Genomic DNA, 25898 nt, shown 5'->3' with positions numbered 1-25898 from the left:
ACGGACGTATTCACAGCGTGTTTCGGAAGGGCACCCCCACACGCTTACCTGCACCGAGGCCAGAACTTGAACCAGAGATGGGGGTCGACCGGGGCATTTCAACCCCGGCCAGAACCAATTCAGTCTTCGAGAAGGAAGTGCGCGCGGGCCGTGGCAATAGGCTGGGAACGGGATTTTTGCCAGGCGGTGATCATTACATTGGCTACCCGGTTGCCCTGGCGGGTCAGGCGGCATTCGGCGTAGGTTTCTCGGTTGAGGCCGGCGCGCAGGTAGTCGAGGGAGAAGTCGACGATTCTGGGCATTCTGAAGGTGTCCTGGGACATCATCAGGTAGATCGCCGCAGACATTTCCATGAAGCCACCAATCACGCCGCCGTGGATGGCGGGCAGGATGGGGTTGCCGAGGTTTTCTTCTTTCTTGGGCAAGCGGAAAATCAGGTCGTCACCGAAGCGCTCGCACTGCAGGCCGATCCACTTGGCGTAGGGTACGGCGTCGAGCATTCTGGAGAAGTCACCGCTTTCCCGGGTGTGTTTGAGGATTTCCGGGTCAGTCATTCAGCGCCTCCGGTGATCAGGTCGCGATAGCTTTTGGGCGTAGCTTCTTTGCCGATGCGCATGAAGGTGCCCACGCAGTTGGCGATGGTTTCGCCGCCTTCCTGGTAGGCTTCGCAGCGGGTGAAGATGATGTTCTTGGTGATCTTGTAGGTTTCGGCCCGGGCGAAGACCGGTTTATGGGGTTCTGCCGGGCGCATGTAATCTACCCGCAAGTCCAGGGTCGGGCAGAGTTCGAATTCTTCCAGGGCGCAGATCATCACCGAGCCGGAGGTGGTGTCCATCAGGGTGGTGATGGCGCCACCGTGGATCACGCCGGTGTCCGGGTTACCGATGATTTTGTCGCTGTAGGGTAGCTCCATGACCAGGTAGCCTTCACCCGCTTCCCGTGTGGCCAGGCCGAGTTCCCGGGCCTGGTTGAGCGTGTTCACAAACCGGTTCACCCGGTTAATTCGGGTTTCGTCATTCATTCAGGAAAATCCTGCAGGTCAGTTTTTCGATTTTGCGTCGTCACCCGTGCCGGCGGGGTTGGCTTCTTCAAATACTTTGCCGGCACGCAAGGATGCCAGGGCATCAGAGTGGAATTCCCTGCGGTAGAGCACGTATACCACCAGGGTAGCCGCCGCAATCAAGGCCAGCGGGTGTATAAACCAGGCCACCACGGCGAGCGCATAGTAATAGGAGCGCAGGCCAAGGTTAAAGGTATCGCCCGCCTGGTTGCAGATGGCACCGGCACTGCGGGCAAAGGCCTCCCTCGCCGCCGGGCTGGTTTTGCTGTCGTCGGGCATGGGGGCGCTGCCGATCATCACCGCCACGAAGTTGTACATGCGCATCGACCAGGTGAATTTAAAGAAGGCATAGACAAACACCACCATAAGCACCACCAGCCGCAACTCCCAGATTTCCCGGGAAGGCACTACGCCGAACGGCATGGTAGCGAACACTTCCATGGCTTCACTGGTGTACCCCAGTGCCGTGATGATACCCGCAAGGATCAGCAGGCAGCTGGAGGCAAAGAACGCACCGTTGCGCTCAAGGTTACCCACCACAGAGGCATCGGAGATGCGGTTGTCCCGCTTGAGCATCACCCTCATCCAGTCTTCCCGGTAGAGGTCCAGCGTGTTGGAGAGGCAAGACCGGGAATCCGCCCGGTTACGGGAGTACCAGGTATAGCCGCCCCAGCAAGCCAGAAACCAGATCAGTGCCAGAAAATCCAGGTAATGCGTTGTCACAGGTAGCGGTATCCGGGCCAATTTCGGTGATTATTCAATGTGCTGATATGATACGCCAAGGCTGGTGGCCCGGCCACATTCCCGCCAGTACAGGCGAGGAAACCACCGCCCGGCTGTGCTATAAAAACAGCATCATCATGAATGGCCGGCCTCTTAACAGGACGTTGGTTACTGACCAATCAAGGAGTAAAACGTGATTTCCGGATCTCTCGCCCGTTTGTGTGTCGTTCTTTCTTTGCTGTTTGCCCTGGCGGGCTGCGCCGTGAATCCGGTGACCGGCAAGAAGCAGCTGTCCCTGATCTCGGAAAGCGAAGAACTCGCTCTGGGCGCAGAACAGTATAGCCCTACCCAACAAACCCAGGGCGGGCAGTTCTACATTGACCCTGAGCTGACGGTGTACGTTCGGGAAGTCGGCATGAAGATGGCGCAGGTCAGTGATCGTCCGGACCTCCCCTACGATTTCGTGGTGCTGAACAACAGTGTACCCAACGCCTGGGCCCTGCCGGGGGGCAAGATTGCCATCAACCGGGGGCTGTTGGTGAAGCTTGAAGACGAAGCCCAGCTGGCCTCGGTACTGGGCCATGAAATTGTTCACGCTGCGGCCCGCCACAGCGTTCAGCGCATGCAGCAAGGCATGCTGATCAGTGCAGGCATGGCGGGGATCGGCATTGCGGTCTCTGACAACGAGTGGGCAAGCCTGATTATGGGAGGCGCCGCCGTTGGCGCACAGCTGGCGCTGGCACGGTACAGCCAGGGCGACGAACTGGAATCGGATGCCTATGGCATCGAATACATGAAAGCCGCAGGCTATGATCCCCAGGCCGCCGTGGAACTCCAGGAAATTTTCCTCCAACTCTCCGACGGCCGGGAGAGCAACTGGCTGAGCGGGCTGTTTGCCAGCCACCCGCCCTCCGCCCGTCGGGTGGAGGCGAACCAGCAACTGGTGCAGGAACTCGGTGGGGGCGGCTACCGGGGCCGGGACGTGTACCAGCGCCGGATTGCCAAAATCAAACAACTCCAACCCGCCTACGATGCCCACGACAAAGCCATGAAACTGGCGTCCGAGGGGGATTACGAGGCAGCCCTGGCTTCGGTAAACCAGGCCATTAAGGCAGAACCCCGTGAAGCCATGTTCTATGCCCTGCGTGGCCGCATCTACAAGGCACAGGACCAGGCTGAGAAAGCCCGTGCCGACTTCGACAAAGCCGTCTCGCTGTATCCGGAAATGTTCGAGTACCAGCTTTACAACGGCCTGAACGAGCTGCAACTGAACAACCTCACCAAAGCCCGCGAACACCTTGAACGGGCGAACCAGGTGGTGCCCACCTCTATCGCTTACCTGCGGCTGGGCGATATTTCCCGGCAGCAAGGGCGGAGAGATGAGGCGGTGCAATACTATGCAGCCGCTGCCGAAGCCGGTGGAGATGTGGGCGAGGAAGCCAGGCGTAAACTCGCCGCCATGACCAACTGACGGCAACGCCGCAAGCCCGGGAACCGGAGGCCACAAGCCTCCGGTTTTTTTGTGCCCGGTCAATTTGCCAGCCTGACGCGGAGTTCGTGTCACTGAATGCATTGACTTCTAGAGCAATAACTCTAAAAATCACTGAAACCAACAACAACCGGATTGCGAACATGCTCCTCAAGCGACTCCAACCGATGATGTTTCAGGCCAGGCGTAATTATGTGGAACTGATGTTCCAGGTAATGGGCCGGGCACTGCAGGCGATCAGTGACGTAGACGAACCCACCCGCGAAGAAGTCCGCGCCCTGCCCGAAGGTTTTCTGTTCGAGATGCAGGTTATGCCCAACGGGCCGAAACTGATTGTGGAACACACCGGCGACGGCAAATTACACTTTCACGGTGACACCGCCCCGCGCCCCGTGGACCTGTCTATCCAGTTCAAACACATGGCCCACGCGTTCCTGGTGTTGTCGTTCCAGGAGAAAACCTCCGTTGCCTTCGCCAACGACCGCATGCTGGTAGATGGCGATGTCAGCTACGCCGTGCGTATGACCCGGGTGCTGAACCGCCTTGAGTCGTTCATCCTTCCGAAACTGGTGGCACAGCGGGCCGTCAAGGAATACCCCGCAGACCTCCACCTGCCGGAGAAGCTCATGAGCTCAGCCCGCATCTACCTGAAAGTTGCCACCCAATTTGTCGAGACAGTGAGAGCATAATGACTAACAAATACTACGAGTTCTTCTGCCCGGTAAAAGTGATTGCCGGTAAAGCCGCCCTGGAGCATATTCCGTACGAACTGACCGGGCTTGCTGCCAAGCGGCCAATGATTATTACCGACAAGGGTGTGCGGGCCGCCGGCCTGCTGGACCCGGTGATTGCAGCCTGTGAAGAGAGCGGGCTGGAGATTGTGTCTATCTATGACGATGTGCCGCCGGATTCCTCCACGACCGTGGTAAGGGACATCGCCGCTGTTTATCGCAAGGAAAAATGCGACTCCATCATTGCCGTCGGTGGCGGATCCGCCATCGATACCGGAAAGGCCGTCAACATCCTGGTGTCCGAGGGTGGCGATGACATTGCCAGGTACACCGGCGCGGGCGTGCTCAAACATCCGCTCAAGCCCTTTTTCGTAGTACCCACAACTGCCGGCACGGGCTCCGAGGTTACCTCGGTGGCGGTCATTACCGACGAAAAGAAAGGCGTCAAGCTGCCGTTCACCTCCAGCTTCCTGCTGCCGAATGCCGCGATTATAGACCCGCGCATGACCCTGACGCTGCCGCCGCACATTACCGCGGCCACCGGCATGGACGCCCTTACCCATGCGGTTGAAGCCTTCACTTGCATGGCCAAGAATCCGTTAAGCGACGCCTACGCCACCGCCGCCATCAAGAAAATCAGCCAGTCCCTGCTGGCGGTGATGGACAACCCGAAAGACCAGGACGGCCGGCTGGAGCTGGCACAGGCCTCAACCATGGCCGGCATTGCCTTCTCCAACTCCATGGTAGGGCTGGTGCACTCCCTGGGGCACGCCACCGGTGCCATCTGCCACCTGCCCCACGGCCTGTGCATGAGCCTGTACCTTCCGTACGTGCTGGAGTTCAACCTTGAAAGCATCCGTGAGTCTCTGGGCGAATTGCTGCTGTATCTGGAGGGCCCGGAGGTCTATTCTGCCACTCCGGCTTCCCGCCGTGCCGAAGCCAGCATCTCCGCCATCCGCAAGCTTCGTGATGCCCTGCACAAGCGCTGTGAGTTGCCCCGTACCCTGAAGGAAACCGGCAAGGTACTGGAAACCCAAATGGAGGAGATTGCCCGCCAGGCACTGGACGACGGCTCCATCATGTTCAACCCCAGAGAGGTGACCCTCGAGGACGCATTGAGCATTCTCCGCCGGGCCTGGGCCTGAACACGGATTCAAAATCATTGAAACAAACGGATAAAACGGTAATATTTAGCAAGCGCACTGGCAGGGAGTTGGCCGGATAAGTGCATTTTCAAAGCATAGGCCGCTTCCACCAGAGTTTCTTGCGATGACTAAACTGATCCGACACCTCAAGAGCATTGGTTTCCGGACACTCTCCGGGCTGATAACCGCAGGCTGCTTTTCCATGGCAGCCTATAGCGGAGAAACCGGCCCGGGCGTTTTCCACTTCAACGTCTCCCCTAACGGCTACCCCCCGTACCTGATCGTCCAGGACTCCGAGCCTGCCGGTATCATGTGGGATGTAGTGGAACTGATTGTTCCGCGACTCGGCTACCAGGTCGAGCCGCGAAAGATACCGCGTAAACGGGTAGACCAGATGCTGGAAGACGGGTACATCGATGGCACGCCCAGAGCCATCGAATGGACCGAAGAACCGGAAAAGTTTCTGTTCACGGATCCTGTTGTGAATGTGGAAGAAGTGTTTTTCTTTCCTGAAGTTTCAGACCTGGATTTCGAACATCCCAGCGACCTTTTCGGGAAAACCGTGGTGACTCACCTGGGCTACCTCTATCCCACCCTGGCCCCCTATTTCGAAGACCAGCGTATCCGGCGCTTTGACGTTTCCCGTGACCGTGACATGTTCCGCTTCCTGCAACACGGCGACCGATTCGATACCGCACTGGCAGACCGCCTGGTGGGCAAGTGGATACTGAGAAATGAAGGCATGGCGGATGAGTTCAGAAGCTCGGACAAAGCCATCAGCCAGTATGGATTCCGGCTGATGTTGCGGCCTGACTGGACGGATTTCGCCGAATCATTCAACCGGGAACTGGAACTGATTCGCGAGAATGGCGAACTGGACGCCATTCTCGCCAATTACCGCTAAAACACCGTCATTGCCGGCTCACTCGAGCCGGCGCAGCAACAGCATGGGTGACACGCTGAGCACGGGCCGCAACTGCCAGCGGCCAAACAGGGCCAGCAGCAACGCGCTGATCAATGGCACCGGCAGCATCACTTCCCAATGCCACTGAAAACTGCCCTCGAACATTCTCACCTGCAAGGCATAAACCGCCGCTTCCGCCGCCAGCACGCCCAATATCCCGGCAACGAACCCAAGCAAGGCAAACTCGAGCATGGTGCTGCGCACCAGCAGAGATTGTTGGCCGCCCAGCGTCCGCAACAGGGCACCTTCACGCTGACGGTCCCGCAAGGTCGCGCTGACGACCGCCGCCATCACAACCAGTGCCGCCGCAAGAATCAGCGCCAGAATGGCCTCAATGGCCTGGGTGACCTGGCGGACGATATCCTGGATGCGCTCGATAATGTGATCGATCTCCAGCACCGACACGGTGGGAAAACGGCGCGAAAACTCGTTCAGGGCCACCTTGTTGCTGGCCCCCAGATGGAAACTGGTAATCCAGGTAGCCGGCATGTCGGTCAGGCCGCCGTCCGGGGGAAAGGCGATGTAGAAGTTCGGCTTCATGCTGTCCCATTGCACGGTACGAATACTGACGACCGGCTCGGTGACCTGTTCCGAGCCTATGGTAAAGGTCAGCCGGTCGCCAAGTTCCAGCCCCAGCCTCTCCGCCAGCTCGGCCTCCACCGAGACCCCCTCGGTTACGCCCGCAGCAAACCACTCCCCTTCCACAATGCGGTTGTCTTCGGGCAGGTCTTCCATCCAGGTGAGGTTCAACTCCCGATTAAGTGCGTTAATTCGCTCATCCTTACTGACCGCCTCTTTCACAGGCTGGTCGTTCAGTTCGGTCAAACGGCCACGCACCATGGGATAGACGGTGTCCAGGGGCGATCCCTGCTGCGCCCAATAGGCATCAACCTCGTCCACCGTGTCCGGCGCTATGTTTATCAGGAAGTGATTGGGAGCATCGTCCGGAAGCTGGGCCTGCCAGTCGTCCAGCAGGGACGAACGGACCAGCACCAATGTCGCCGCCAGCATCAGGGTCATGGCAAATACCGCCATTTGCGCCATGCTGGCCTGACGGTGCCGATAAAGGCCAACAAGGGCCAGGCGCCAGGCGTTGCCACCACCGCGCACTTTGCGCAGCACCGAGACCATCAACCAGCCCACCAGCCCCAGCACTGCCAGCAATAACACCAGCCCGCCCAGCAGCGATGCCACCAGGGCAAGTTCGCCGGCATACATCCACACCAGCCCGAAGATGGCCAGCACGGCGATGATCAGGTCCGGAACGGCTTCCCGGCCGGTTTCCCCGGGCTGGGAGCGCAGCACCCGCATAGCCGGCACATTGCGCAGGCGGCGAACCGGCGGGTACGCGAAGGCGAACAAGGATACCAGCGCGGTCAGCAGCGCCGGCGCCAGGGCTGCAGGGTCGAGATAAATATCAACCGGGCGCTCCAGCACACTGCCAAGCATCCTGGCCAGCAGCCAGAACAGCGGCAGCGCCAGCACCAGCCCACCAATAATGCCCGCCACGCCCCACAGGGCCAGGCGGCGAAGGTACAATCGGCCGATGCCCTTACCGGTAAGCCCCAGCGTTTTCAGCAGTGCGACCGTGTCCCGTTGCGACAATGCGTACTGGCGACTGGCCACGGCAACCGCCACCGCTGCCAGCAGAACCGCCAGGCTGCCGCCAAGCAGCAGGAAGCGTTCGGCCCGCTCAAGGGAGCGGGAGAAGGTTTCGCCATCCCTCACGCCTTCCCATTCATGGCTCGGCTCCAGTTGCGGCTCCAGCCACTGGTAGTAATCGTTTAACAGGTTTTCGGCACCGGCAAACAGATAGATGTATTCCACCCGACTGCCTTCCTGAAGCACTCCGGTAGCCGGAACATCGTCTACGTGCATCATCACCCGGGGCGCCAGCGATGAAAGCCGGAAACCGCCATCGGGCTCACGTAACAGCAGGTTTGAAATCTCAAGTTTCAGGTTGCCGACTTCCAGCGTGTCGCCAACGTCCAGCTCCAGCAAGCGCAGCAGGCGCGGGTTGATCCAGATCTCGCCTTTGGCAGGGCCAGACCCCACAATTGAGCGAGTACCCTCGGCACGGGATTGCACTTCAATGTCACCGCGCAGCGGATATTCGTCGCTGACCGCCTTTACCGACACCAGCTGAAAACCGCTTTCACCGAACACCATGGTGGAAAATTCGATCATCTGGCCGGTTTCGATGCCGCGATCACGCGCTTCCTCAATCCAGCCTGCCGGCACCGGCCGGCCGTTTTCCGCTTCCAGCTGGCGATCAGCCGCCAGGAAGGAGCTGGCCGAAGATACCAGCGTGCGCTGCAACTGGCTGGCAAACAGGGCGATGGTGGCCACCGTGGCCACGGCGATAATCAGGGCAACCAGGACCACCCGAACGTCTCGTTCGCGCCAGTCCCGGCTGACGGACATGAGCTTCTGTGATGCTGCCATCAGCCAGACACCTCTTCCATCAGCTCCGGCTCGGTGAGCACGCCCGCTTCAATATGCAGTTGCCGGCCACAGCGGGCCGCCAGGCGGTCATCGTGAGTGACCATCACCAGTGTGGTGCCCTGCTCCCGGTTCAGGTCCATCAGCAGGTCGGACACTGCCTGGCCGGTGCGGTTGTCGAGGTTACCGGTGGGTTCATCGGCAAACAGGATCACAGGGTCGGAAGCAAACGCCCGGGCAATTGCCACCCGCTGCTGCTCGCCGCCGGAGAGCTGCCGGGGCGTGTGGCTCAGCCGCTCACCCAGGCCAACCCGTTCCAGCAGCTCTCGGGCCCGTTTCTCCGGCGCTTCGATGCCGGCAAGCTCCAGCGGCAGCATGACATTTTCCAGGGCACTCAGGGCCGGCAACAGCTGGAACGACTGGAACACGAAGCCCACTCGCCGGGCCCGCAGCCGGGCGCGTTCGTCCTCGCTCAGACGGCTGATTTCAGAGCCGTCCAGCTCGACCTTGCCTTCGCTGGGGGTATCCAGGCCCGCCAGCAATCCGAGTAACGTGGTTTTGCCGGAACCGGAGCGGCCAACAATGGCTACGGACTCTCCCCGATTGATTTCCAGATTGACCCCCTGCAAGATCGTCAACGTATCAGCTTCCAGGCTGACCTTGTGGGTCAGCTCTGTTACGCACAGCATCGGGCTGGTATCGGTTTTACTGAGATCCGTCATCTGGTTCACGGTTGCTCCGTTGTCTGGTTCTGGATGTTCATGAATTGTTTAAGGGTATACGACTTTACTATGCATACGATATCCACGTTCGTCAGATCATTGGTCATCGCAGCGTTTGCCATGGTGTCGCTGCCGGTTCTGGCCAGCCAGAACACCCTGCTGGTGGTCGGCGACAGCATCAGTGCCGCCTACGGCGTACCCTCTGAAACCGCGTGGGTAGAGCTGCTCAGGGAACGGCTGTCCGGACAAGGGCTGGACTGGCAGGTCGTGAATGCCAGCATCAGCGGCGAAACCACAGACGGCGGCCTTCGTCGCCTGCCGGGGCTGCTGGAGAAGAATGATCCGGATATCGTAGTGATCGAACTGGGTGGTAACGATGGCCTCCGGGGGTTTCCGCCAAACGTGATCGAATCCAACCTGGCCGGGATGATTGAGCTGGCACAGGATTCCGGCGCGGTTCCATTGTTGGTGGGAATGCAGATTCCGCCAAACTACGGCCAGCGCTATACCCGGATGTTTGCTGATCTGTTCCCGACCCTATCTGACCGTTACGGGGTCCCTTTGGTTCCGTTTTTCCTTGACGGAATCTACGACCAGGACGGATTAATGCAGGGCGATGGCATTCACCCTACCGAGGAGGCCCAGCCTTTGTTGCTGGACAATATCTGGCCGCGGCTGGAACCCCTGGTTGCCGATTAACTTCCAACAAACATTAACGCCCGTCGCTCTGACCAGTAGTAACCGTCCTTCGCATGCTCCACAAAGCCCACGTGCCCTCCCCACTTGGGCACTTCCAGCTTCACATAGGAACCCAGCACTTTCTTTGAATCCGGGAAACAGGCCGGAGACAGGAAAGGGTCGTCTGCGGCGTTGATCATCAGCGAAGGTACACGGATATCTTTCAGCCGGAACAGGGCCGAGCAATTCTCCCAGTAGTCCTGCGCATCTTTGAAACCATGCAGGGGGGCGGTGTAGCGGTTATCGAATTCATGGAAGTTACGGATATCCCTGAAACCACTCACATCGATCAGATCAGGGAATAATTCCGATTTTTCCTGCATTTTCCCATGCAGATCGTTCAAAAATCGCTGCATATAGATCTTGCGACTGGGCAAGGCGAGCATGTCGGCGCTGCCGGCGAGATCTGCCGGGACTGAATAGACCACCGCACCACTGATGCGGCTGTCTACCTGTTCACCCTGCTGGCCAAGATACAGGAGCGTCAGGTTGCCGCCCATACTGAAACCACTCAGGAACAGGTTCTGGTAGCTTTTGCCCAGGGCGTGGTTGATCACGATTTCGAGGTCTTCCGTAGCACCGCTGTGGTAAAACCGCGGCTGACGGTTCATCACGCCTCCGCAGGAGCGGAAGTTCCAGGCCAGCACATCCCAGCCAGCCGCCATCAACGCCCGGGCCAGGCCCAATACATAGGGGCGCCGGCTGTGGCCTTCCAGTCCGTGGGAAATAATAGCCAGACGGTTGCTGTCCTGGCGGTACCAGTCCAGGTGGAGCTGGTCGTCATCCGGGGTGCTGATCACTTCGGTTTGTGGCTCCGGCATCTGCACCTTGCGGAACAGCGTGGGCCAGATGGACTGCACGTGTCCGTTACGCAGCCAGACCGGTGGGCGATAACGGCTTTTGGTACTTCTGTGCAAATTTTGACCTTTCATTTCAGAGGGTTGACGAACCTGATCAAAGCGCTTAATATGCGCGCCACGTTGATGATGTTCCCCGATAGCTCAGTTGGTAGAGCAACGGACTGTTAATCCGTTTGTCCCTGGTTCGAGCCCAGGTCGGGGAGCCACTTATTCCGAAAAGCCGCTGATTGTTTCAATCAGCGGCTTTTTACTTTCTGCCTCAGAATACTTCTTCCCGCTGCATGAATTCCTTCAACACCTGGTACAGGGTGTAACCGTCCTGGGTACCAATGAGTTCCCGAATGGAATGCATGGCAAATTGCGGCACACCGATATCCAGGGTCGTTACCCCCAGATTGCCGGCAGTCAGCGGGCCAATGGTGCTGCCACAGCCCATATCGCTGCGCACCACAAAGGTCTGGTGCGGCAGGCCGAGTTCGTCACTGATGTGACGATACAACGCAGCTGAGCGGCTGTTGGTGGCGTAACGCTGGTTGTGGTTAACCTTGATCACCGGGCCCTGGTTCAGGATCGGACCATGGTTCTCATCGTGCTTGTCCATAAAGTTAGGATGCACGCCGTGGGCGTTGTCGGCCGAGATCATCATGGAACGGGCGATGGCCCTGCCCTTGCCGGCACCACACCAGCGCTCCAGCACGGAACCGAGGAATGGCCCCTGAGCGCCTTCGGCCGACATGCTGCCCACTTCTTCGTGGTCGTTGCATACCAGCAAGGCCGCCTGGTCTCCGGACGTATCCAGCAACGCCTGCAGGCCGATGTAACAGCTCAGAAGGTTGTCCAGCCGCGCAGAGGCCAGGAACTCTTCCCGCAGGCCAACGTAGGAAGCGCCCTGGGCGTCATAGAAGCTCAGCTCATAACCCAGCACCTTGCGGGCTTTCAGGCCGGATTCACTGGCAATCTGCTCCCGCAACAGGTCGGTAAAAGCCGTGGTATCCGTCTCTGGCACCTGCATGACGACCGGTGGCAGGTCAGCCTGGGCATTGACCGAACGATTGCTGTTGGCCTCCCTGTCCAGGTGAATGGCCAGGCTGGGGATAATGGCCACAGGCTTGCGGAAGTTCACCAGGGTGTCCTGCACCTTGCCGGACTCATCCAGCACGGTTACCCGGCCTGCCAGGGACAGGTCCCGGTCAAACCAGGGGTTCAGCAACACACCGCCATAGACTTCTACCCCAAGCTGGAAGAAACCTTTGCGGCGGATTTCCGGTGTCGGCTTTACCTTCAGGCAGGGGCTGTCGGTGTGGGCCCCGACCATACGTACACCGGAGCTGACCACGTCATTCTTTCCGGTACGGAAGGCAATAATGGATGAGCCGTTGCGAATGGCGTAGTAACCTTTGCCCTGCTCCAGCGCCCACTCTTCACGTTCATCCAGCTGCTGAAAACCTGCGGCATCGAGGCGGGTTTTCATGGTATTCACGGCATGCCAGGGCGTGGGTGAGGCGTTCAGAAATTCAATCAAGTCATTATTAAATTCAGTGTGTTCCATGATCTTCCTGATTGCATGATAATGGCCGCTACAGTATGGCACGAAGCCGGCAATGCTCCTACAGCGTGCGCCGTCAGTGACTATACTCACCCAACAATATTTACCGGAGTCGCCTGTGTCGATACCCCGCTTTCTGGACATCGAATACTGCCAGACCGAAGACGCCCTGTTTCCCGTTGCCATTGCCTGGTCGCTTGCAGATGGCCAGATGAAAACCGTGGTGATCACGCCGGAAGAATCCTGGCTTCCGGAAGACGGGGATCTGGGGGATATCGATCTGCTGTACCTGGAAGAACAGGGCGTACCGCTACTGGAACTGGTACAAGAGCTGCACCAGGACCTGCCGGACCAGACAGTTTACGTAGACGGCATAGACCCGGATGAAATCCTGGTCGACCTGATTTTCAGCGCCGTAAGCCAGGATGCCCCCTTCGAAGTCGCCCCTGTTTCCGAACTGATCACCGGCCTGGACAGCGAAGCCATCGAGGACCGCCGGCGCCAGCTGTTGTTCGATGAAGGCCTTGAACCACAGCTCCCGGAAAACGGCGTCTATGCCCTGCTCCTGCTGGCCCAGGAAGAAGGCCTGCTGGACGACCTGTAAAACCGGCCTTCAGGCGGGGAAGTGTGACCGGCGTCTGCGTAACAACCCGTTACACAAGGCAGAATCTGGCGTCAGTATCCATGACGACAGGACGCCGGACCATAATGAAAAAAATCACATCGCCCCTGCTTTGCGCCAGCCTCGTGACCGCGGTTTTATTCCCGCCGGTTGTATGCGCCCAGGAAAGTGCCGCGTCAGAAACTCCCCGCTCGGACAAACACTACATCGGATTACTGGCCACGGCACTGGAACATCGCTCCATCGGCATTTCCAAGGAAGACGGCTGGGGCCAGGCGGGTACGCTGGTGATCGGTGGCCACCTGAATGACCTGATCCACGCTGAAATCCGCCTGGGCGGTGGCTACAAGGATGCCGAGATCTCCCGAGGTGACCTGAGCCTGGCGATCGACTATTTCGGCAGCTGGTACATGGGGCTGCATTACCCGATTGGTGAGCTTGGTAATGTCTATGCGCAGGCAGGCTTCACCCACGTGAGCGGCGAGGCAACACTGGACAATCCGGATGCCGATGCCAACGGGCAGTTCCGGGATTACGTGGGAGATTACCCTTCAAGCAGTTTCAGCTTCAGCTGGCTTGCCGGTATCGATTTTGAACTGCTGGATAGCACGTACCTGGTGCTGGAAGGTGGCAAGCTGTTCAAAGATACCGATACCAGTGCCAATGCTTTCCAGTTTTCTTCTGGTATTCGTTTCGAGTTCTGAGTTGGCGGCCCGTTTCCGGTGCAGGCCGCCACTAAACTGACGCTTAATCAGTAAGTTTATGTTGGACATGCCAGCAGCGGTGAATCTTTTGATTCCGCTGGAAATCCTTGTCCAGAGTGCTCGCCGTTACCTCTTTAACTTCGAACTCCTGCTCCAGATCTTCATCAAGCTTAAATTTCCGGAAGTTGTTGGAGAAGATCAGTAAGCCATCACTGGATAACCGCTCCATACACTGCCGAACCATGGCGCCGTGATCCCGCTGTATGTCGAGAACGCCGGCCATTCTGGCGGAGTTCGAGAAGGTGGGCGGGTCCATGAAGATCAGGTCGAAGGTCTGGTTGGCGGTTTTGCGGTCGGCCAGCCAGGCCAGGCAGTCGGCCTGTTCCACTACGTGCTTGCGGGAGTCTGTCCGATTCAGGGCGAGGTTGTCCTGCGCCCAGCTGACGTAGGTTTTGGACATATCCAGGCTCAGGGACCGGCTGGCGCCGCCAACGGCTGCGTGTACGGTGGCTGCGCCGGTGTAGCAGAACAGGTTCAGGAAGCGTTTGCCCCGGGCATGTTGCTGTATCCAGTGGCGTACCGGGCGGTGGTCCAGGAACAGGCCGGTGTCCAGGTAATCTTTCAGGTTTACTTTCAGGGTGCAGCCGTGTTCGTGCACGTTGAAGTATTCACCGGTTGCGGCCTGTTTTTCATACTGCTTGGTGCCGGTCTGGCGCTGGCGTTGTTTACAGACCAGGTTTTCCGACGCAACTTCCAGCACTTCCGGGATGACCGCCATGGCTTCGGCGAGGCGTTCCCTGGCGGCTTTTTCGTCTATCGATTTCGGGGCCAGGTATTCCTGCACATGCACCCTTCCCTCGTAGATATCGATGGCCAGGGCGTACTCCGGCATATCCGCATCGTACAGGCGGTAGCAGCCAATGTTCTGTTTCCTGGCCCACTGGCCGATGGTTTTCAGGTTTTTCTTCAGGCGGTTGCGCAGCATGTCTGCCCGCTCGGGATTGGCGATCCGGGGCATCACCTGGCCCGGCGCTGCAGGGTCCCGGGGGGTGCGGGCATTGTCGGGCTGAATTTCGAACAACAGCAGTTGTGCCGGCAGTTTGCCGTTGAAGAGCTTGTATTGCTTGAAGCTGCGCAGGCCGATGGACTTTCCGAACTCCGGAGCACCGGTAAACACTGCCAGGCGCCAGCCGGGCAGCTCACGCAGAACCACTTCGCCAAGAGCCTGGTAAAGGCCTGCCAGTTCTTTGCGCTCGCTCAGGCGTTCGCCGTATGGAGGGTTGGTCAGCACCAGGCCCTGTTCGGCCCAGCTTTCCTGCCGTTCAAATCCGGTAACCGGCCGAACCTCAACCTGCACAAGGTCATCCAGGCCGGCCCGGCGGATGTTGTTTCGGGCGGTATCGATAACACGGCTGTCCTGGTCGAAACCGGCAAAGGCCGGTATCCGTTTCTGTTTGCCTTCGTGGGCGCGGCGCTCCGCTTCCTGGCGTAGTCCAAGCCAGAGTTCCGGCTGATGGCCAGGCCATTTTTCGAACCCGAAACGCTCGACCCGGCGGCCCGGAGCGATATCCAGGGCCATCAAAGCGGCTTCAATCAGCAGGGTGCCGGAGCCACACATGGGATCAACGAAGTCACCGCCGGCAGCGGCAATGTCCGGCCAGCCGGAACGCATCAGCAAGGCAGCCGCCAGGTTTTCCTTCAGGGGTGCCAGGCCTTTCTCCGTGCGATAGCCCCGCATGTGCAGGCTGTGGCCACTGAGGTCGAGCCCCACCGCCAGCCGGCCCCGGTTCAGGCGGGCAGAAATGGTCACGTCCGGGTCTTTCGGGGCGACGGACGGCCGTGGCATGCCGGCACCGCGGATGCTGTCAACGATACCGTCTTTAACTTTCTGGGCACCAAACTGGGTGTTACGGATCTCTTCATTCTGGCCCAGGAAAGTCACGCGGAAACTGCCAGACGCAGGGATATGGGCCTGCCAGTCCAGCGACACCACGCCTTCGTAAAGTTCCTCGGCACTGCGGGCGTCTACCTCGGCGATGTGCAGCATTACCCGGTTGGCCAGGCGCGACCACAGGCAGGCACGGTAGCCCGACTCCAGCGTGCCCTCTACCCAGACTCCTGCCGGCGCATTACGCACCTGTGCCAGACCAAAACTTTCCAGTTCATCAGCCAGGAGATACTCAACGCCCTTCGGGCAGGTTACGAAAAATACATGTTTGGACAAAATAAACTCCTGGTTTTCCTGATGAAGCCGGTAAGCCGCCGGATTGGCAGCAAAACCCGATTTCGGGCTGTCATCGATATGCAATAAACCTATAAGAAAAGGTTCACATAGATGAAATAAGTAGTGTACTTCCGCTCAAGGTTCGTCTTACCTTGTACATGACGCGTCGTTCCGGAAGCCAGTAGAAAGTGCTTCCGTTAACAGGATCCTGACTGCTCTGGCCCGAGCTGGCAATAGGGGGATATCCCGGATGGGTACCCATGCCATGGTCACTGCAGATGTGTACACGCTTGTTCTGTTAATCCATCAGTGAGGAACGGCATGAAAAGACAGAAGAGAGACATGTACGCTCGTGCATTCAAGCGGGGTTATCTCGCTGGCGTGTCCGGCAAATCCAAAGACAGCTGCCCCATTGACCAGCCAGAAGTGCGTCAGGAATGGCTGAACGGGTGGCGCGAAGGCCGCACAGATAACTGGGAGGGCATGACCGGCGTATCCGGCATCCACAAGCTTGCCAACGTAACCGCCACGTAACTGCGGTGTTGGCAGACCCCGTTTAACCCTGATCTGTTTTTTTCACACACCAACACAACAATTAAAGCAGTAACCAGAGCAACCGAAACGGGGCCTCCCGCCCTGTACCATGCGAAGAAGCGCTACGGGGTTAGTTCCCCGCAAGGGCCCGCTCAGCGGGCCCACCTTCTTTCTGGCCTCACCGTTTTTGCTGTTCTTTTCTGATCGCTTCTACCGCTTCGTTAATCAGCGCAGGGCCTTTATAGATGAAGCCTGTGTAGATCTGTACCAGTTTCGCCCCTGCCCGGATTTTCTCTGCTGCGCTCTCGCCATCGGTAATGCCGCCCACGCCGATAATGGGCAAACGCTCACCCAGCTCGGCATACAACCCCTGAATCACCCTCAGGGAGGCCTCGCGCACCGGGGCACCGCTCAAACCACCCGCTTCCTGTTCGTGCCGGTGGCCGCGCACTGCCTCACGGCTGATCGTGGTATTGGTGGCAATCACGCCATCCAGGCCCGCCTCGAGCAGCGCGCTAGCCACAAAACGAATACCGTCATCGTCCATATCCGGCGCAATTTTGACAGCAACGGGCACATAGCGGCCCAGGGCCTGGTGGCACCTGGTCTGCTCGTCTTTGATGGCATGCAGCAACTGCTTGAGGGAGTCACCAAATTGAAGGTCCCGCAGGCCCGGCGTATTCGGCGAAGACACATTCACCGTAATGTAGTCGGCGTGTCCATAGACCGCCGCAATCCCCTTGCGGTAATCCAGCTCGGAGTCTTCGTTTGGGGTGTCTTTGTTCTTGCCCACATTAATGCCTAATACACCCCGGTAACGACGGTGCTGAACATTGTGAACCAGGTGCTCCAGCCCTTCGTTATTAAAACCCATGCGGTTGATGATGGCCTGGTGTTCCGGCAAACGGAACATACGGGGTTGAGGATTACCCGGCTGGGCCAGGGGCGTAACCGTGCCCACTTCAATAAAACCGAAGCCCAGCGCACCCAGGGCATCAAGATGGTCGGCATTTTTGTCGAGGCCTGCGGCCAGCCCGACCGGGTTCGGAAATTCCAGCCCCATGACATTGACCGGACAAGGTGCAGGATGCTTTGAAAATACATTCAACATACCCAGTTTATGGGCTACATCCAGGCTATTAAGTGTCACATTGTGAGCGGTTTCCGGGGGCAGCCGGAAAAGCAGGTTTCGAACAACGCCGTACATCAGAAAACTCCTTGCCAGAGGGTGGCCGGAGTATACCGGAAGTTTTCCACACCATCCTCCTGAACCGGTAAATGTATCCTTAAGCCCCATGTTCAAAGGGCTCGCGCGGCTTTTCCACGGAATCTGTGGATAACCCTGTTGAAAACGTCGGGGCAAACGTTTCTACCCCTTGATAACTGCGCCAGCCTACAAAATGATCATTTTTTAACCAGTCTTTTTGTTGTTATTTTTCAATGATTTATAATGATCCAAATAAGATTTGACGAAAGTTGGAGCAAAATGCTAGCGGGTAACTGTTTGGTCATCATGTGCATAAATCGATCCGTCTTTCTTGATTAATCCCGCCCTGTCAAGCGCTTGTTCACGCTATACTGGCCACTGTCAGAAATCCCCGGAGCCACGGATAATGGAACAGCCTTCCCCAACACATCACCGCCCACAGCCCGACCTGGAAAAGGAAAAGCATGCTGCCTCCCGGGTTACCCTGATCGGGATGTTTCTTGACGCCTTTCTCGGTGTCATGAAAGTCATTGGCGGTACTCTTTTCCATTCCCAGGCCCTGGTCGTCGACGGCATCCACTCCTTTACCGATGTGGTCTCTGACTGGGTGGTACTGGCGGTCATGCGGTTATCCCGGAAAGGCCCGGATGCCGACCACCCCTACGGCCACCAGCGCATCGAAACGCTGGGCACCCTGCTTCTGGGCAGCATCCTGATTGCCGTAGGTGCAGCCCTGGCCTGGGAGAACATTCTGCGGCTGCTATCCGGCGAGGACCTGGCAGTTCCCGGCTGGCCGGTTCTGGTCGCGGCGGCTATTTCCGTTGGCAGCAAGGAGTGGATTTACCGCTACACCCGCCACGTTGGTATCCGCATCCGCTCTGACCTGCTGATTGCCAATGCCTGGCACAGTCGCACTGATGCATTCTCTTCCGTTGTGGTGCTGCTATCCACCATCGGCGCGATGCTTGGGTTTGTGTGGCTGGACGTCGTCGCCGCGGTGGTGATTGCCGGCATCATTATCCACATTGGCTGGAAGTTCACATGGGACAGCGTGAAAGAACTGGTCGATACCGGTCTCTCTGAAGAAGATACCCGCATGCTTATGAACATTGCCATGGAGACCGATGGCGTTCGCAACGTTCACGAACTGCGCAGCCGCCGGATGGGCCACGATATCCTGCTGGACGTTCACCTGGTGGTACGCCCGGAGATCAGCGTGTCGGAAGGCCATCAGATTGGCATGAAGGTGGTTGCCGGCATGCGGGAGGCCCTTGGTAACATCCTCGATATCAATTTCCACATCGATGCCGAGAACGACGAAAAGTACCCCCACCCCACCGAGCCGGACCTTCCCTCCCGCGAGCAGGTGCGGGAATACCTTCAGAACGCCCTGGGCGAGCTGCCCCACCACAGCAAGCTCCGCCTTCATTACCTGAAAAACCGGGTACACCTGGAACTGTTCCTGGACGAGGATCACCCCGCCCCGGAACTGAACAACGAAACCGTCCGCCAGGTTCTTGCCGATTACCCCTGGTTTGGCAGCGTCCGGGTCTGGGTGGCGGCCACCTGACCCGGCAGCCTCGCTTAACCGGGATCAGCGGCGGCGGTTTTCCTCCATGCGGGACAGAAACTCCTGCATGATCAGGGTATACAGTTCACCGCCCAGGAACTTGTCCTCAACACCGGAATCGATGCTCGGGTTGTCGTTCACTTCAATCACCGCAACCCGGTTACCGGCCTGTTTGATGTCTACACCGTACAGGCCGTTACCGATCAGGCGCGTGGAGTTCAGCGCCGCCTGAATCACGTTGCGCGGCACCTCGTAGGTGGGCATGGTTTCAAAGCCGCCACTCTCCACCGACGCGCCACCATGCTGGTAAATCTGCCAGTGGCCTTTCACCATCATGTATTTGCACGCGTAAATCGCCCGGCCGCCAAGCACACCAATACGCCAGTCGTAATCGGTATAGAAGTACTCCTGGGCCAGCACCAAGGCCGATTGTTTGAACAACTCTTTAAGACCCGCCCGTAGCTCCTTCTCATCCCGGGCCTTGGCCACACCCCTCGAGAAAGCACCGTCCGGTATCTTGATCACCACCGGAAAGCCCAGCTCCTGCACTACCTGCTCAACCGCGTTTTTCTGATCTTTCGACAGGATCAGGGTCTTTGGCGTGGGCACCTTGTTGTTCTTCAACAGGTCCGCCAGGAACACCTTGTTGGTGCAGCGCAGAATGGAAACCGGGTCATCAATCACCACCATGCCCTCGGCTTCTGCCTTGCGGGCGAACCGGTAGGTGTGATGGTCAATGGCGGTGGTTTCCCGAATGAACAGGCCGTCGTATTCCGGCAGCCGCATATAGTCCCGCCGGGTAATCCGCTCCACATTGATACCCAGCTTGCGCCCCGCTTTCTCGAAGCGTTTCAGGGCAGCCTCATCACTTGGCGGCATTTCCTCGTCCGGGTTCACCAGCATGGCCAGGTCGAACCGGTAACGCCGGCGGGTGCGGGGTTTGCGCCAGACCATGCTGCTGAACCGATCCAGTGCAGAGGCAAAGACATCCTGTTCAGGCTCGCCCAGGTCAGACGGAGACGCCGGCTTCATGGACTCGATCTGCCACTGTTTCCGGTGCCGGAACATCACTTCAAGAATCGGACAGGGAAAACGCTCGAACAGGGCGCGGGCCACCGGCTTCAGGTCCGGATGCTCGGCCTGCCCGAAATAGGTTCGAATCCGCACCTCATGGGTCGCTTCCCGGGCATCGGTAGACGGGTCAATTTCCCTGGCCTCTTTTTCCAGCCACTGGATAACACTGCTGTCGAGTTCCTCCAGCTCCAGGGAGAAAAGGCCCTTGCGGCTGAGGTCATTCAGCGTCATCACCGACGGCACCACATGATGGCCGCGGGCTTCGGCCAGCAAGGAGCAGTAGTAACCCCGGCTCAGGTACTTGCCACTCTGGCACAGGTTGATCACCCGCACCCGGCTGTTCGCCGGCGCGGTAAACTGCAAGTACTGGTCAAAGGTAAGCACATCTTCGCTGGGGTAGTAAGGCGCCCAGTCTTTGGCACGGTCCACAACAATCAACAAGCGGGACATCAGCGTCATTCCTCCCTGAAGGTTCAGCCGGGGTTATTTCGCGCAACAATACGCCGGCGCACAGTACTTCACAATCGGCTTTCGATGCGTGCTTTTACGCATCACGGCCGGCTATCGGAACACGGCGCTCTCTACCATAATAGCTGCAGGAACGGCGCCCGCCATTTCAGCCTGATACACCCGGGACACCCAGACACATGACCGATGTAATTCTCCGACAAGCCGTCGCTAAAGACCTTGATGCATTGGTTCAACTGGAACAGCGGTGCTTCTCTGAAGACCGGATATCCCGCCGCAGTTTCAAGCGTTTCCTGGACATGCCCAGAGACCGGTTAATAGTCGCCCGGCAGGAATCTGAACTGGTAGGCTACTGCCTGTTGCTGATGAACGCCGCCACCCGCCTGGCCCGCATCTATTCCATTGCGGTATCACCCTCGGTTCGTGGCCGGGGCGTGGGCGAGAAGCTGGTTCGTGAGGCAGAGAAAGAAGCGGTAGAAGCAGACCGGATTCTGATGCGCCTGGAAGTTCGGGAAGACAACACCGGCGCCATCAATCTTTACAAGCGGCTGGGCTATCGCCAGTTCGGCACCTATCGGGATTACTACGAAGACCACGGCAACGCCCTGCGGTTCGAACGGCGCATTCTGTATTACGAGCCATCCCGAGAATTCCTGCCGGTGCCCTACTACCCCCAGACGACGGAGTTTACCTGCGGGCCGTCGGCACTGATCATGGCCATGGCCGCCCTGGATGAGCAGCAGCCCGTCAGCACGCTGGAAGAGCTGAAAATCTGGCGCGAAGCCACCACCATTTTCATGCTCGCCGGCCACGGCGGTTGCGGCCCCCACGGCCTGGCGTTGTCTGCCTGGCACCGGGGCTTCGAGGCCAGCGCGTGGATCAGCCAGGAAGGCGCCCTGTTCAAGGACACCGTCCGCAACGATGACAAGAAACGGGTACTGGAACTGGTGCACGAAGGCTTCCTGCATGACATTGGCCGGACCGATATCCAGCTGCACCACGACCCACTGACGCTGGACGCCATGGAAGCAGCCCTGCACCAAGGCCGTATTCCGGTGATCCTGATCAGCACCTGGCAGCTCAACCGCAGCCGGGTACCCCACTGGGTGACGGTATGCGCCATCGACGAAGACTTCGTGTACCTGCACGACCCGGAAATCGACACCGAAGAAGGCGAAACCGTAGCCGATAAGCAATACCTGCCCATCGACCGCCGGGTATTCGACAAGATGTCTCGCTATGGCCGCAACCAGCCCTTGCAGGCTGCGGTGATCGTCGGGCCGAAGCGGTCCTGATCAACCAGTACGAATAGCCGCTTCCTTCAGTTCGGAAATCTGGTCCCGCAGACGGGCGGCCGTTTCAAAGTCCAGGTCTGCGGCGGCCTTGTACATATCATCTTCAAGGCGCGCGACTTCCTTGAGCAGGTCTTCCGGTGAGCGTTTGCCCGCCTTCACCAGGTAACTTTCTGCTTCTTCCGCCGCCTTCTGGCCCGGGCGCTCCGCCTTGCGCCGGCCACGACCACCACCGGTGGCGCCTTCCATCACATCGGCAATCTTCTTGTTCAGCCCCTTGGGGGTAATGCCGTGTTCTTCGTTGTGAGCCAACTGTTTCGCGCGACGACGTTCAGTTTCATCAATGGCCCGCTGCATGGAACCGGTTATCCGGTCGCCGTACAGAATCGCCTTGCCGTTCAGGTTACGGGCTGCCCGACCAATGGTCTGAATCAGGGAACGCTCGCTGCGCAGGAAACCTTCTTTATCTGCATCCAGAATGGTTACCAGTGACACCTCCGGCATATCCAGGCCTTCCCGCAACAGGTTGATGCCCACAAGTACATCAAACTCGCCCCGGCGCAGGTCACGGATGATCTCCACCCGCTCCACGGTATCGATGTCCGAATGCAGGTACCGGACCTTGATGTCGTGTTCCATCAGGAAGTCGGTCAGGTCTTCCGCCATGCGCTTGGTCAGGGTGGTCACCAGTACCCGCTCCTGCACCGCCACCCGCTTGTGAATTTCTGACAGCAAATCGTCCACCTGTGTAGACGCCGGGCGCACCTCGATTTCCGGGTCCAGCAGGCCCGTAGGCCGCACCACCTGCTCCACCACCTGGCCGGCGTGTTCCGCCTCGTAGTTGCCGGGGGTGGCAGACACAAAGATCATCTGCGGCGCAATCCGCTCCCATTCCTCAAACCGCATGGGCCGGTTATCCAGTGCCGACGGCAGCCGGAAGCCGTATTCCACCAGGGTTTCCTTCCGGGAGCGGTCGCCCTTGTACATGGCGCCTATTTGCGGAATGGTTACGTGGGACTCGTCCACCACCAGCAACGCATTGGGTGGCAGGTAATCAAACAAGGTAGGAGGCGGCTCGCCCGGGGCGCGGCCCGACAGATAGCGGGAGTAGTTCTCGATGCCGTTGCAGTAGCCCAGCTCCATCATCATTTCCATGTCGTAGCGGGTGCGTTCCTCCAGCCGCTGGGCTTCCACCAACCGGTGGTTGTCCCGAAGTTGCTGCAGGCGCACTTCCAGCTCCGCTCGAATATTCTCCACCGCATCCAGCACCTTTTGCCGGGGCGTCACGTAGTGGGATTTCGGGTAAATGGTCACCCGGGGCACCCGGCGCAGCACTTCCCCGGTGAGCGGATCGAAGTAGCTGAGGTTTTCCACCTCGTCGTCGAACAGCTCAATGCGAATGGCTTCGCGCTCGGATTCAGCCGGGAACACATCGATGACGTCGCCGCGCACCCGGTAATTGGCGCGGTGGAACTCGATATCGTTGCGGGTGTACTGCAGCTCGGCCAGCCGGCGCAGGATCGAGCGCTGATCAATCTGATCGCCGCGATCAAGGTGCAGCATCATCTTCAGGTAGGATTCGGGATCACCCAAACCATAGATGGAAGACACCGTGGCCACGATAATGGCATCCGGCCGCTCCAGCAGCGCCTTGGTGGCAGACAAGCGCATCTGCTCGATGTGTTCGTTGATGGAGGCGTCTTTCTCGATAAAGGTGTCGGAAGACGGCACATAGGCTTCCGGCTGGTAGTAATCGTAGTAAGACACGAAATACTCCACCGCGTTATCCGGGAAGAACTCCTTGAACTCGCCGTATAGCTGTGCGGCCAGGGTCTTGTTGTGGGCCATGATGATGGTGGGCCGCTGAACTTCCTGCACCACATTGGCAACGGTGAAGGTCTTACCGGAGCCGGTTACCCCCAGCAGGGTCTGGTGCGCCAGCCCTGAATGAATGCCGTCCACCAGCCCGGCAATCGCCTTGGGCTGGTCGCCGGCAGGCTGATAGGGAGAGTCGACACGGAACACTCCTTCACGGGCGACACTGGATGCTTTACTGGCCATAACGGGCGGTTAACCTCCGGGTTTGGCGCTGGCCGCAATACGGCACAACCCCTACAAGAAATTTAGTGTTCTGGCTGCTTCATGATACCATCTGTGCGATCGACGGCTGGGTAGAAAAACAGCCCGCACCTTTGGCTCCACAGTTGCCCGGCCGATCGCAGCCCATAAGACGCAGCTTTAAGGAGCTCAAGTTTGGACCTTCAACTTTCCAGCCGAGTACAGGCGATCAAGCCTTCCCCCACCCTCGCAGTCACCAACAAAGCCGCAGAACTCCGCGCGGCTGGCCAGGACATCATTGGCCTGGGTGCTGGCGAGCCGGACTTCGACACCCCCGAGCACATCAAACAGGCAGCCATTGAAGCCATTAACAACGGCCAGACCAAGTACACCGCCGTTGATGGTACGCCGGCCCTGAAGAAAGCGATTATTGCGAAGTTCAAACGGGACAACGGCCTGGATTACGAAGCCAACCAGATACTGGTAAGCAGTGGTGGCAAACAGAGCTTTTTCAACCTGGCACTGGCCACGCTGAACGAAGGCGACGAAGCCATCATCCCCGCGCCTTACTGGGTATCTTACCCGGACATGGTGCTGGTAGCGGAAGGCAAGCCGGTGATCATAGAAACCACCGTAGATACCCGCTTCAAAATCACCCCGGAACAGCTGGAAAACGCCATTACCGAGCGCACCCGACTGTTCGTGATCAACAGCCCGTCCAACCCGAGTGGCATGGCCTACTCCCTGGAAGAGCTGCAGGCCATTGGTGAAGTGCTGAAAAAGCACCCCAACATCATGATCGCCACAGACGACATGTACGAGCCGATCCTGTGGACCGGCAAGCCGTTCTGCAACATCCTGAACGCCTGCCCGGAACTGTACGACCGCACCTTCGTACTGAACGGCGTGTCCAAGGCCTACTCCATGACTGGCTGGCGTATCGGCTACGCGGCCGGCCCGGCGAAAATCATCGGCGCCATGAAGAAAATCCAGTCCCAGAGCACCTCCAACCCCTGCTCCATCTCCCAGGCTGCCGCGACTGCCGCCCTGGATGGCGACCAGGCTTGCGTGGGTGAAATGGTCAAGGCATTCAAAGAGCGCCACGACTGGCTGGTAGACGCCCTGAACAAACTGCCGGGCGTTGAATGCCCCTACGGCGACGGCACTTTCTATGTATTCCCGAGCTTCCAGGGCGCTATCGACGCCACTGAAGGCGTGAGTACAGACGTAGAATTCGCCGAGAAACTGCTGACCGAAGCCGGCGTTGCACTGGTTCCGGGTTCTGCCTTCGGCAGCCCCGGCCATATGCGTTTGAGCTTCGCCACCAGCATGGATAACCTGCGAAAGGCCATCGAGCGTTTGCAGAAAGCCCTTGGCTAAAAATTTTAGTCAGGGGGTTGACGAGGCGGTATAGCCAACTTAATATACGCGCCTCGTCACATGACGACGTTCCCCGATAGCTCAGTTGGTAGAGCAACGGACTGTTAATCCGTTTGTCCCTGGTTCGAGCCCAGGTCGGGGAGCCACTATTTCGAAAGCCCACTAGTTCTCTGAATTAGCGGGCTTTTTTGTCATGCCTCGTTTATGGTTTTCTTCCTGGGGCTAATGGTGGCATTGCCTGGTTCTGGCCCTAGCCTGCAGGGCTTGGAGCATGGCGAGGTGGGGAAGACCTTTCCGAAAACCGCTCCTTACGGCACATCCCTGTGGCGCTTCTGCTCCGCCATC

At 58.6% G+C, this 25898-nt stretch carries 22 protein-coding genes and 2 tRNA genes; 13 read left to right on the top strand and 11 right to left on the bottom strand.

Annotation, left to right across the window (positions count from 1 at the left end):
• Positions 1–119: 119 nt before the first annotated feature.
• Genes B2589_RS11670 through B2589_RS11660 form a run of 3 tightly spaced genes read right to left on the bottom strand, consistent with a single transcriptional unit; the run spans position 120 to position 1783 of the window.
• On the bottom strand, positions 120–554 hold the full coding sequence (locus B2589_RS11670) for a PaaI family thioesterase (protein WP_022989169.1): 435 nt from the start codon (positions 552–554) through the stop codon (positions 120–122).
• Positions 551–1021, bottom strand: coding sequence for a PaaI family thioesterase (locus B2589_RS11665; protein WP_286816676.1), 471 nt, complete (start codon positions 1019–1021; stop codon positions 551–553). The genes B2589_RS11670 and B2589_RS11665 overlap by 4 nt, the downstream gene beginning before the upstream one ends.
• A gap of 18 nt (positions 1022–1039) precedes the next feature.
• Positions 1040–1783 carry a DUF599 domain-containing protein gene (locus B2589_RS11660; protein WP_094625028.1) on the bottom strand — a complete coding sequence of 248 codons (744 nt, stop codon included), beginning with the start codon at positions 1781–1783 and terminating at the stop codon, positions 1040–1042.
• 193 nt (positions 1784–1976) lie between these two features.
• On the opposite strand from B2589_RS11660, the gene B2589_RS11655 reads away from it, so the two are divergent.
• From B2589_RS11655 to B2589_RS11640, 4 genes are all read left to right on the top strand, one after another.
• Entirely contained in the window at positions 1977–3254 is a 1278-nt protein-coding gene (locus B2589_RS11655; RefSeq protein WP_058340501.1) for a M48 family metalloprotease, read from the top strand.
• A gap of 161 nt (positions 3255–3415) precedes the next feature.
• Positions 3416–3961 carry a hypothetical protein gene (locus B2589_RS11650; RefSeq protein ID WP_058340500.1) on the top strand — a complete coding sequence of 182 codons (546 nt, stop codon included), beginning with the start codon at positions 3416–3418 and terminating at the stop codon, positions 3959–3961.
• A complete protein-coding gene (locus tag B2589_RS11645; RefSeq protein WP_273132579.1) occupies positions 3961–5148 on the top strand; it encodes an iron-containing alcohol dehydrogenase in 1188 nt (395 codons plus the stop codon). The genes B2589_RS11650 and B2589_RS11645 overlap by 1 nt, the downstream gene beginning before the upstream one ends.
• A gap of 124 nt (positions 5149–5272) precedes the next feature.
• The gene (locus B2589_RS11640) at positions 5273–6052 is read left to right on the top strand and encodes a substrate-binding periplasmic protein (protein WP_273132578.1); all 780 of its coding nucleotides are present in this window, start codon (positions 5273–5275) and stop codon (positions 6050–6052) included.
• A gap of 18 nt (positions 6053–6070) precedes the next feature.
• On the opposite strand, the gene B2589_RS11635 is transcribed toward B2589_RS11640, so the two are convergent.
• Entirely contained in the window at positions 6071–8557 is a 2487-nt protein-coding gene (locus tag B2589_RS11635) for an ABC transporter permease (RefSeq protein WP_286816675.1), read from the bottom strand.
• Positions 8557–9276 carry an ABC transporter ATP-binding protein gene (locus B2589_RS11630; protein WP_286816678.1) on the bottom strand — a complete coding sequence of 240 codons (720 nt, stop codon included), beginning with the start codon at positions 9274–9276 and terminating at the stop codon, positions 8557–8559. The genes B2589_RS11635 and B2589_RS11630 overlap by 1 nt, the downstream gene beginning before the upstream one ends.
• 69 nt (positions 9277–9345) lie before the next feature.
• Between B2589_RS11630 and B2589_RS11625 the strand changes: the two genes are divergently transcribed.
• The gene (locus B2589_RS11625) at positions 9346–9975 is read left to right on the top strand and encodes an arylesterase (RefSeq protein ID WP_036219534.1); all 630 of its coding nucleotides are present in this window, start codon (positions 9346–9348) and stop codon (positions 9973–9975) included.
• On the opposite strand, the gene B2589_RS11620 is transcribed toward B2589_RS11625, so the two are convergent.
• A complete protein-coding gene (locus tag B2589_RS11620) occupies positions 9972–10931 on the bottom strand; it encodes a YheT family hydrolase (protein ID WP_339649279.1) in 960 nt (319 codons plus the stop codon). The genes B2589_RS11625 and B2589_RS11620 overlap by 4 nt on opposite strands.
• A gap of 73 nt (positions 10932–11004) precedes the next feature.
• On the opposite strand from B2589_RS11620, the gene B2589_RS11615 reads away from it, so the two are divergent.
• Positions 11005–11080, top strand: a tRNA-Asn gene (locus tag B2589_RS11615).
• Positions 11081–11133: 53 nt separating this feature from the next.
• Here B2589_RS11615 and B2589_RS11610 read toward each other — a convergent pair.
• Positions 11134–12423 (bottom strand): M18 family aminopeptidase, encoded by a 1290-nt coding sequence (locus B2589_RS11610; RefSeq protein WP_286816673.1) that lies wholly within the window; start codon positions 12421–12423, stop codon positions 11134–11136.
• 115 nt (positions 12424–12538) lie between these two features.
• Between B2589_RS11610 and B2589_RS11605 the strand changes: the two genes are divergently transcribed.
• On the top strand, positions 12539–13024 hold the full coding sequence (locus B2589_RS11605) for a hypothetical protein (RefSeq protein ID WP_286816672.1): 486 nt from the start codon (positions 12539–12541) through the stop codon (positions 13022–13024).
• A gap of 104 nt (positions 13025–13128) precedes the next feature.
• A complete protein-coding gene (locus B2589_RS11600; protein ID WP_286816671.1) occupies positions 13129–13746 on the top strand; it encodes an outer membrane beta-barrel protein in 618 nt (205 codons plus the stop codon).
• A 43-nt stretch (positions 13747–13789) separates the two neighbouring features.
• Here the strand turns inward: B2589_RS11600 and rlmKL are convergent, their stop codons facing one another.
• Entirely contained in the window at positions 13790–15970 is a 2181-nt protein-coding gene (gene rlmKL / locus B2589_RS11595; protein WP_286816670.1) for a bifunctional 23S rRNA (guanine(2069)-N(7))-methyltransferase RlmK/23S rRNA (guanine(2445)-N(2))-methyltransferase RlmL, read from the bottom strand.
• Between the two features lie 321 nt (positions 15971–16291).
• Here rlmKL and rmf point away from each other — a divergent pair, with 321 nt between their 5' ends.
• On the top strand, positions 16292–16504 hold the full coding sequence (gene rmf / locus B2589_RS11590; protein WP_036219531.1) for a ribosome modulation factor: 213 nt from the start codon (positions 16292–16294) through the stop codon (positions 16502–16504).
• 178 nt (positions 16505–16682) lie between these two features.
• Here rmf and B2589_RS11585 read toward each other — a convergent pair whose 3' ends face one another.
• A complete protein-coding gene (locus B2589_RS11585; protein WP_094625020.1) occupies positions 16683–17711 on the bottom strand; it encodes a quinone-dependent dihydroorotate dehydrogenase in 1029 nt (342 codons plus the stop codon).
• 406 nt (positions 17712–18117) lie between these two features.
• Between B2589_RS11585 and B2589_RS11580 the strand changes: the two genes are divergently transcribed.
• Positions 18118–19281, top strand: a complete 1164-nt coding sequence (locus tag B2589_RS11580) for a cation diffusion facilitator family transporter (protein WP_286816669.1) — start codon at positions 18118–18120, stop codon at positions 19279–19281.
• Positions 19282–19305: 24 nt separating this feature from the next.
• On the opposite strand, the gene B2589_RS11575 is transcribed toward B2589_RS11580, so the two are convergent.
• Positions 19306–20805 carry a RimK family protein gene (locus tag B2589_RS11575; protein ID WP_286816677.1) on the bottom strand — a complete coding sequence of 500 codons (1500 nt, stop codon included), beginning with the start codon at positions 20803–20805 and terminating at the stop codon, positions 19306–19308.
• 197 nt (positions 20806–21002) lie between these two features.
• Here B2589_RS11575 and rimI point away from each other — a divergent pair, with 197 nt between their 5' ends.
• Positions 21003–22118, top strand: a complete 1116-nt coding sequence (gene rimI / locus B2589_RS11570) for a ribosomal protein S18-alanine N-acetyltransferase (RefSeq protein ID WP_286816668.1) — start codon at positions 21003–21005, stop codon at positions 22116–22118.
• Here rimI and uvrB read toward each other — a convergent pair whose 3' ends face one another.
• Positions 22119–24176: an excinuclease ABC subunit UvrB gene (gene uvrB, locus B2589_RS11565; protein WP_286816667.1), complete on the bottom strand. Its 2058-nt coding sequence runs from the start codon at positions 24174–24176 to the stop codon at positions 22119–22121.
• Positions 24177–24368: 192 nt separating this feature from the next.
• Between uvrB and B2589_RS11560 the strand changes: the two genes are divergently transcribed.
• Both B2589_RS11560 and B2589_RS11555 read left to right on the top strand, forming a co-directional pair.
• Positions 24369–25553, top strand: a complete 1185-nt coding sequence (locus tag B2589_RS11560; RefSeq protein WP_022989147.1) for a pyridoxal phosphate-dependent aminotransferase — start codon at positions 24369–24371, stop codon at positions 25551–25553.
• Between the two features lie 70 nt (positions 25554–25623).
• Positions 25624–25699 (top strand) — tRNA-Asn (locus B2589_RS11555).
• The last annotated feature ends 199 nt before the right edge of the window (positions 25700–25898 follow it).

It is taken from the genome of Marinobacter sp. UBA3607 (genome assembly GCF_002375525.1).
Lineage (GTDB): Bacteria > Pseudomonadota > Gammaproteobacteria > Pseudomonadales > Oleiphilaceae > Marinobacter > Marinobacter vinifirmus.
Note: the sequence above shows the minus strand (reverse complement) of the source record. Positions and strands in the feature narration are given on the sequence as shown.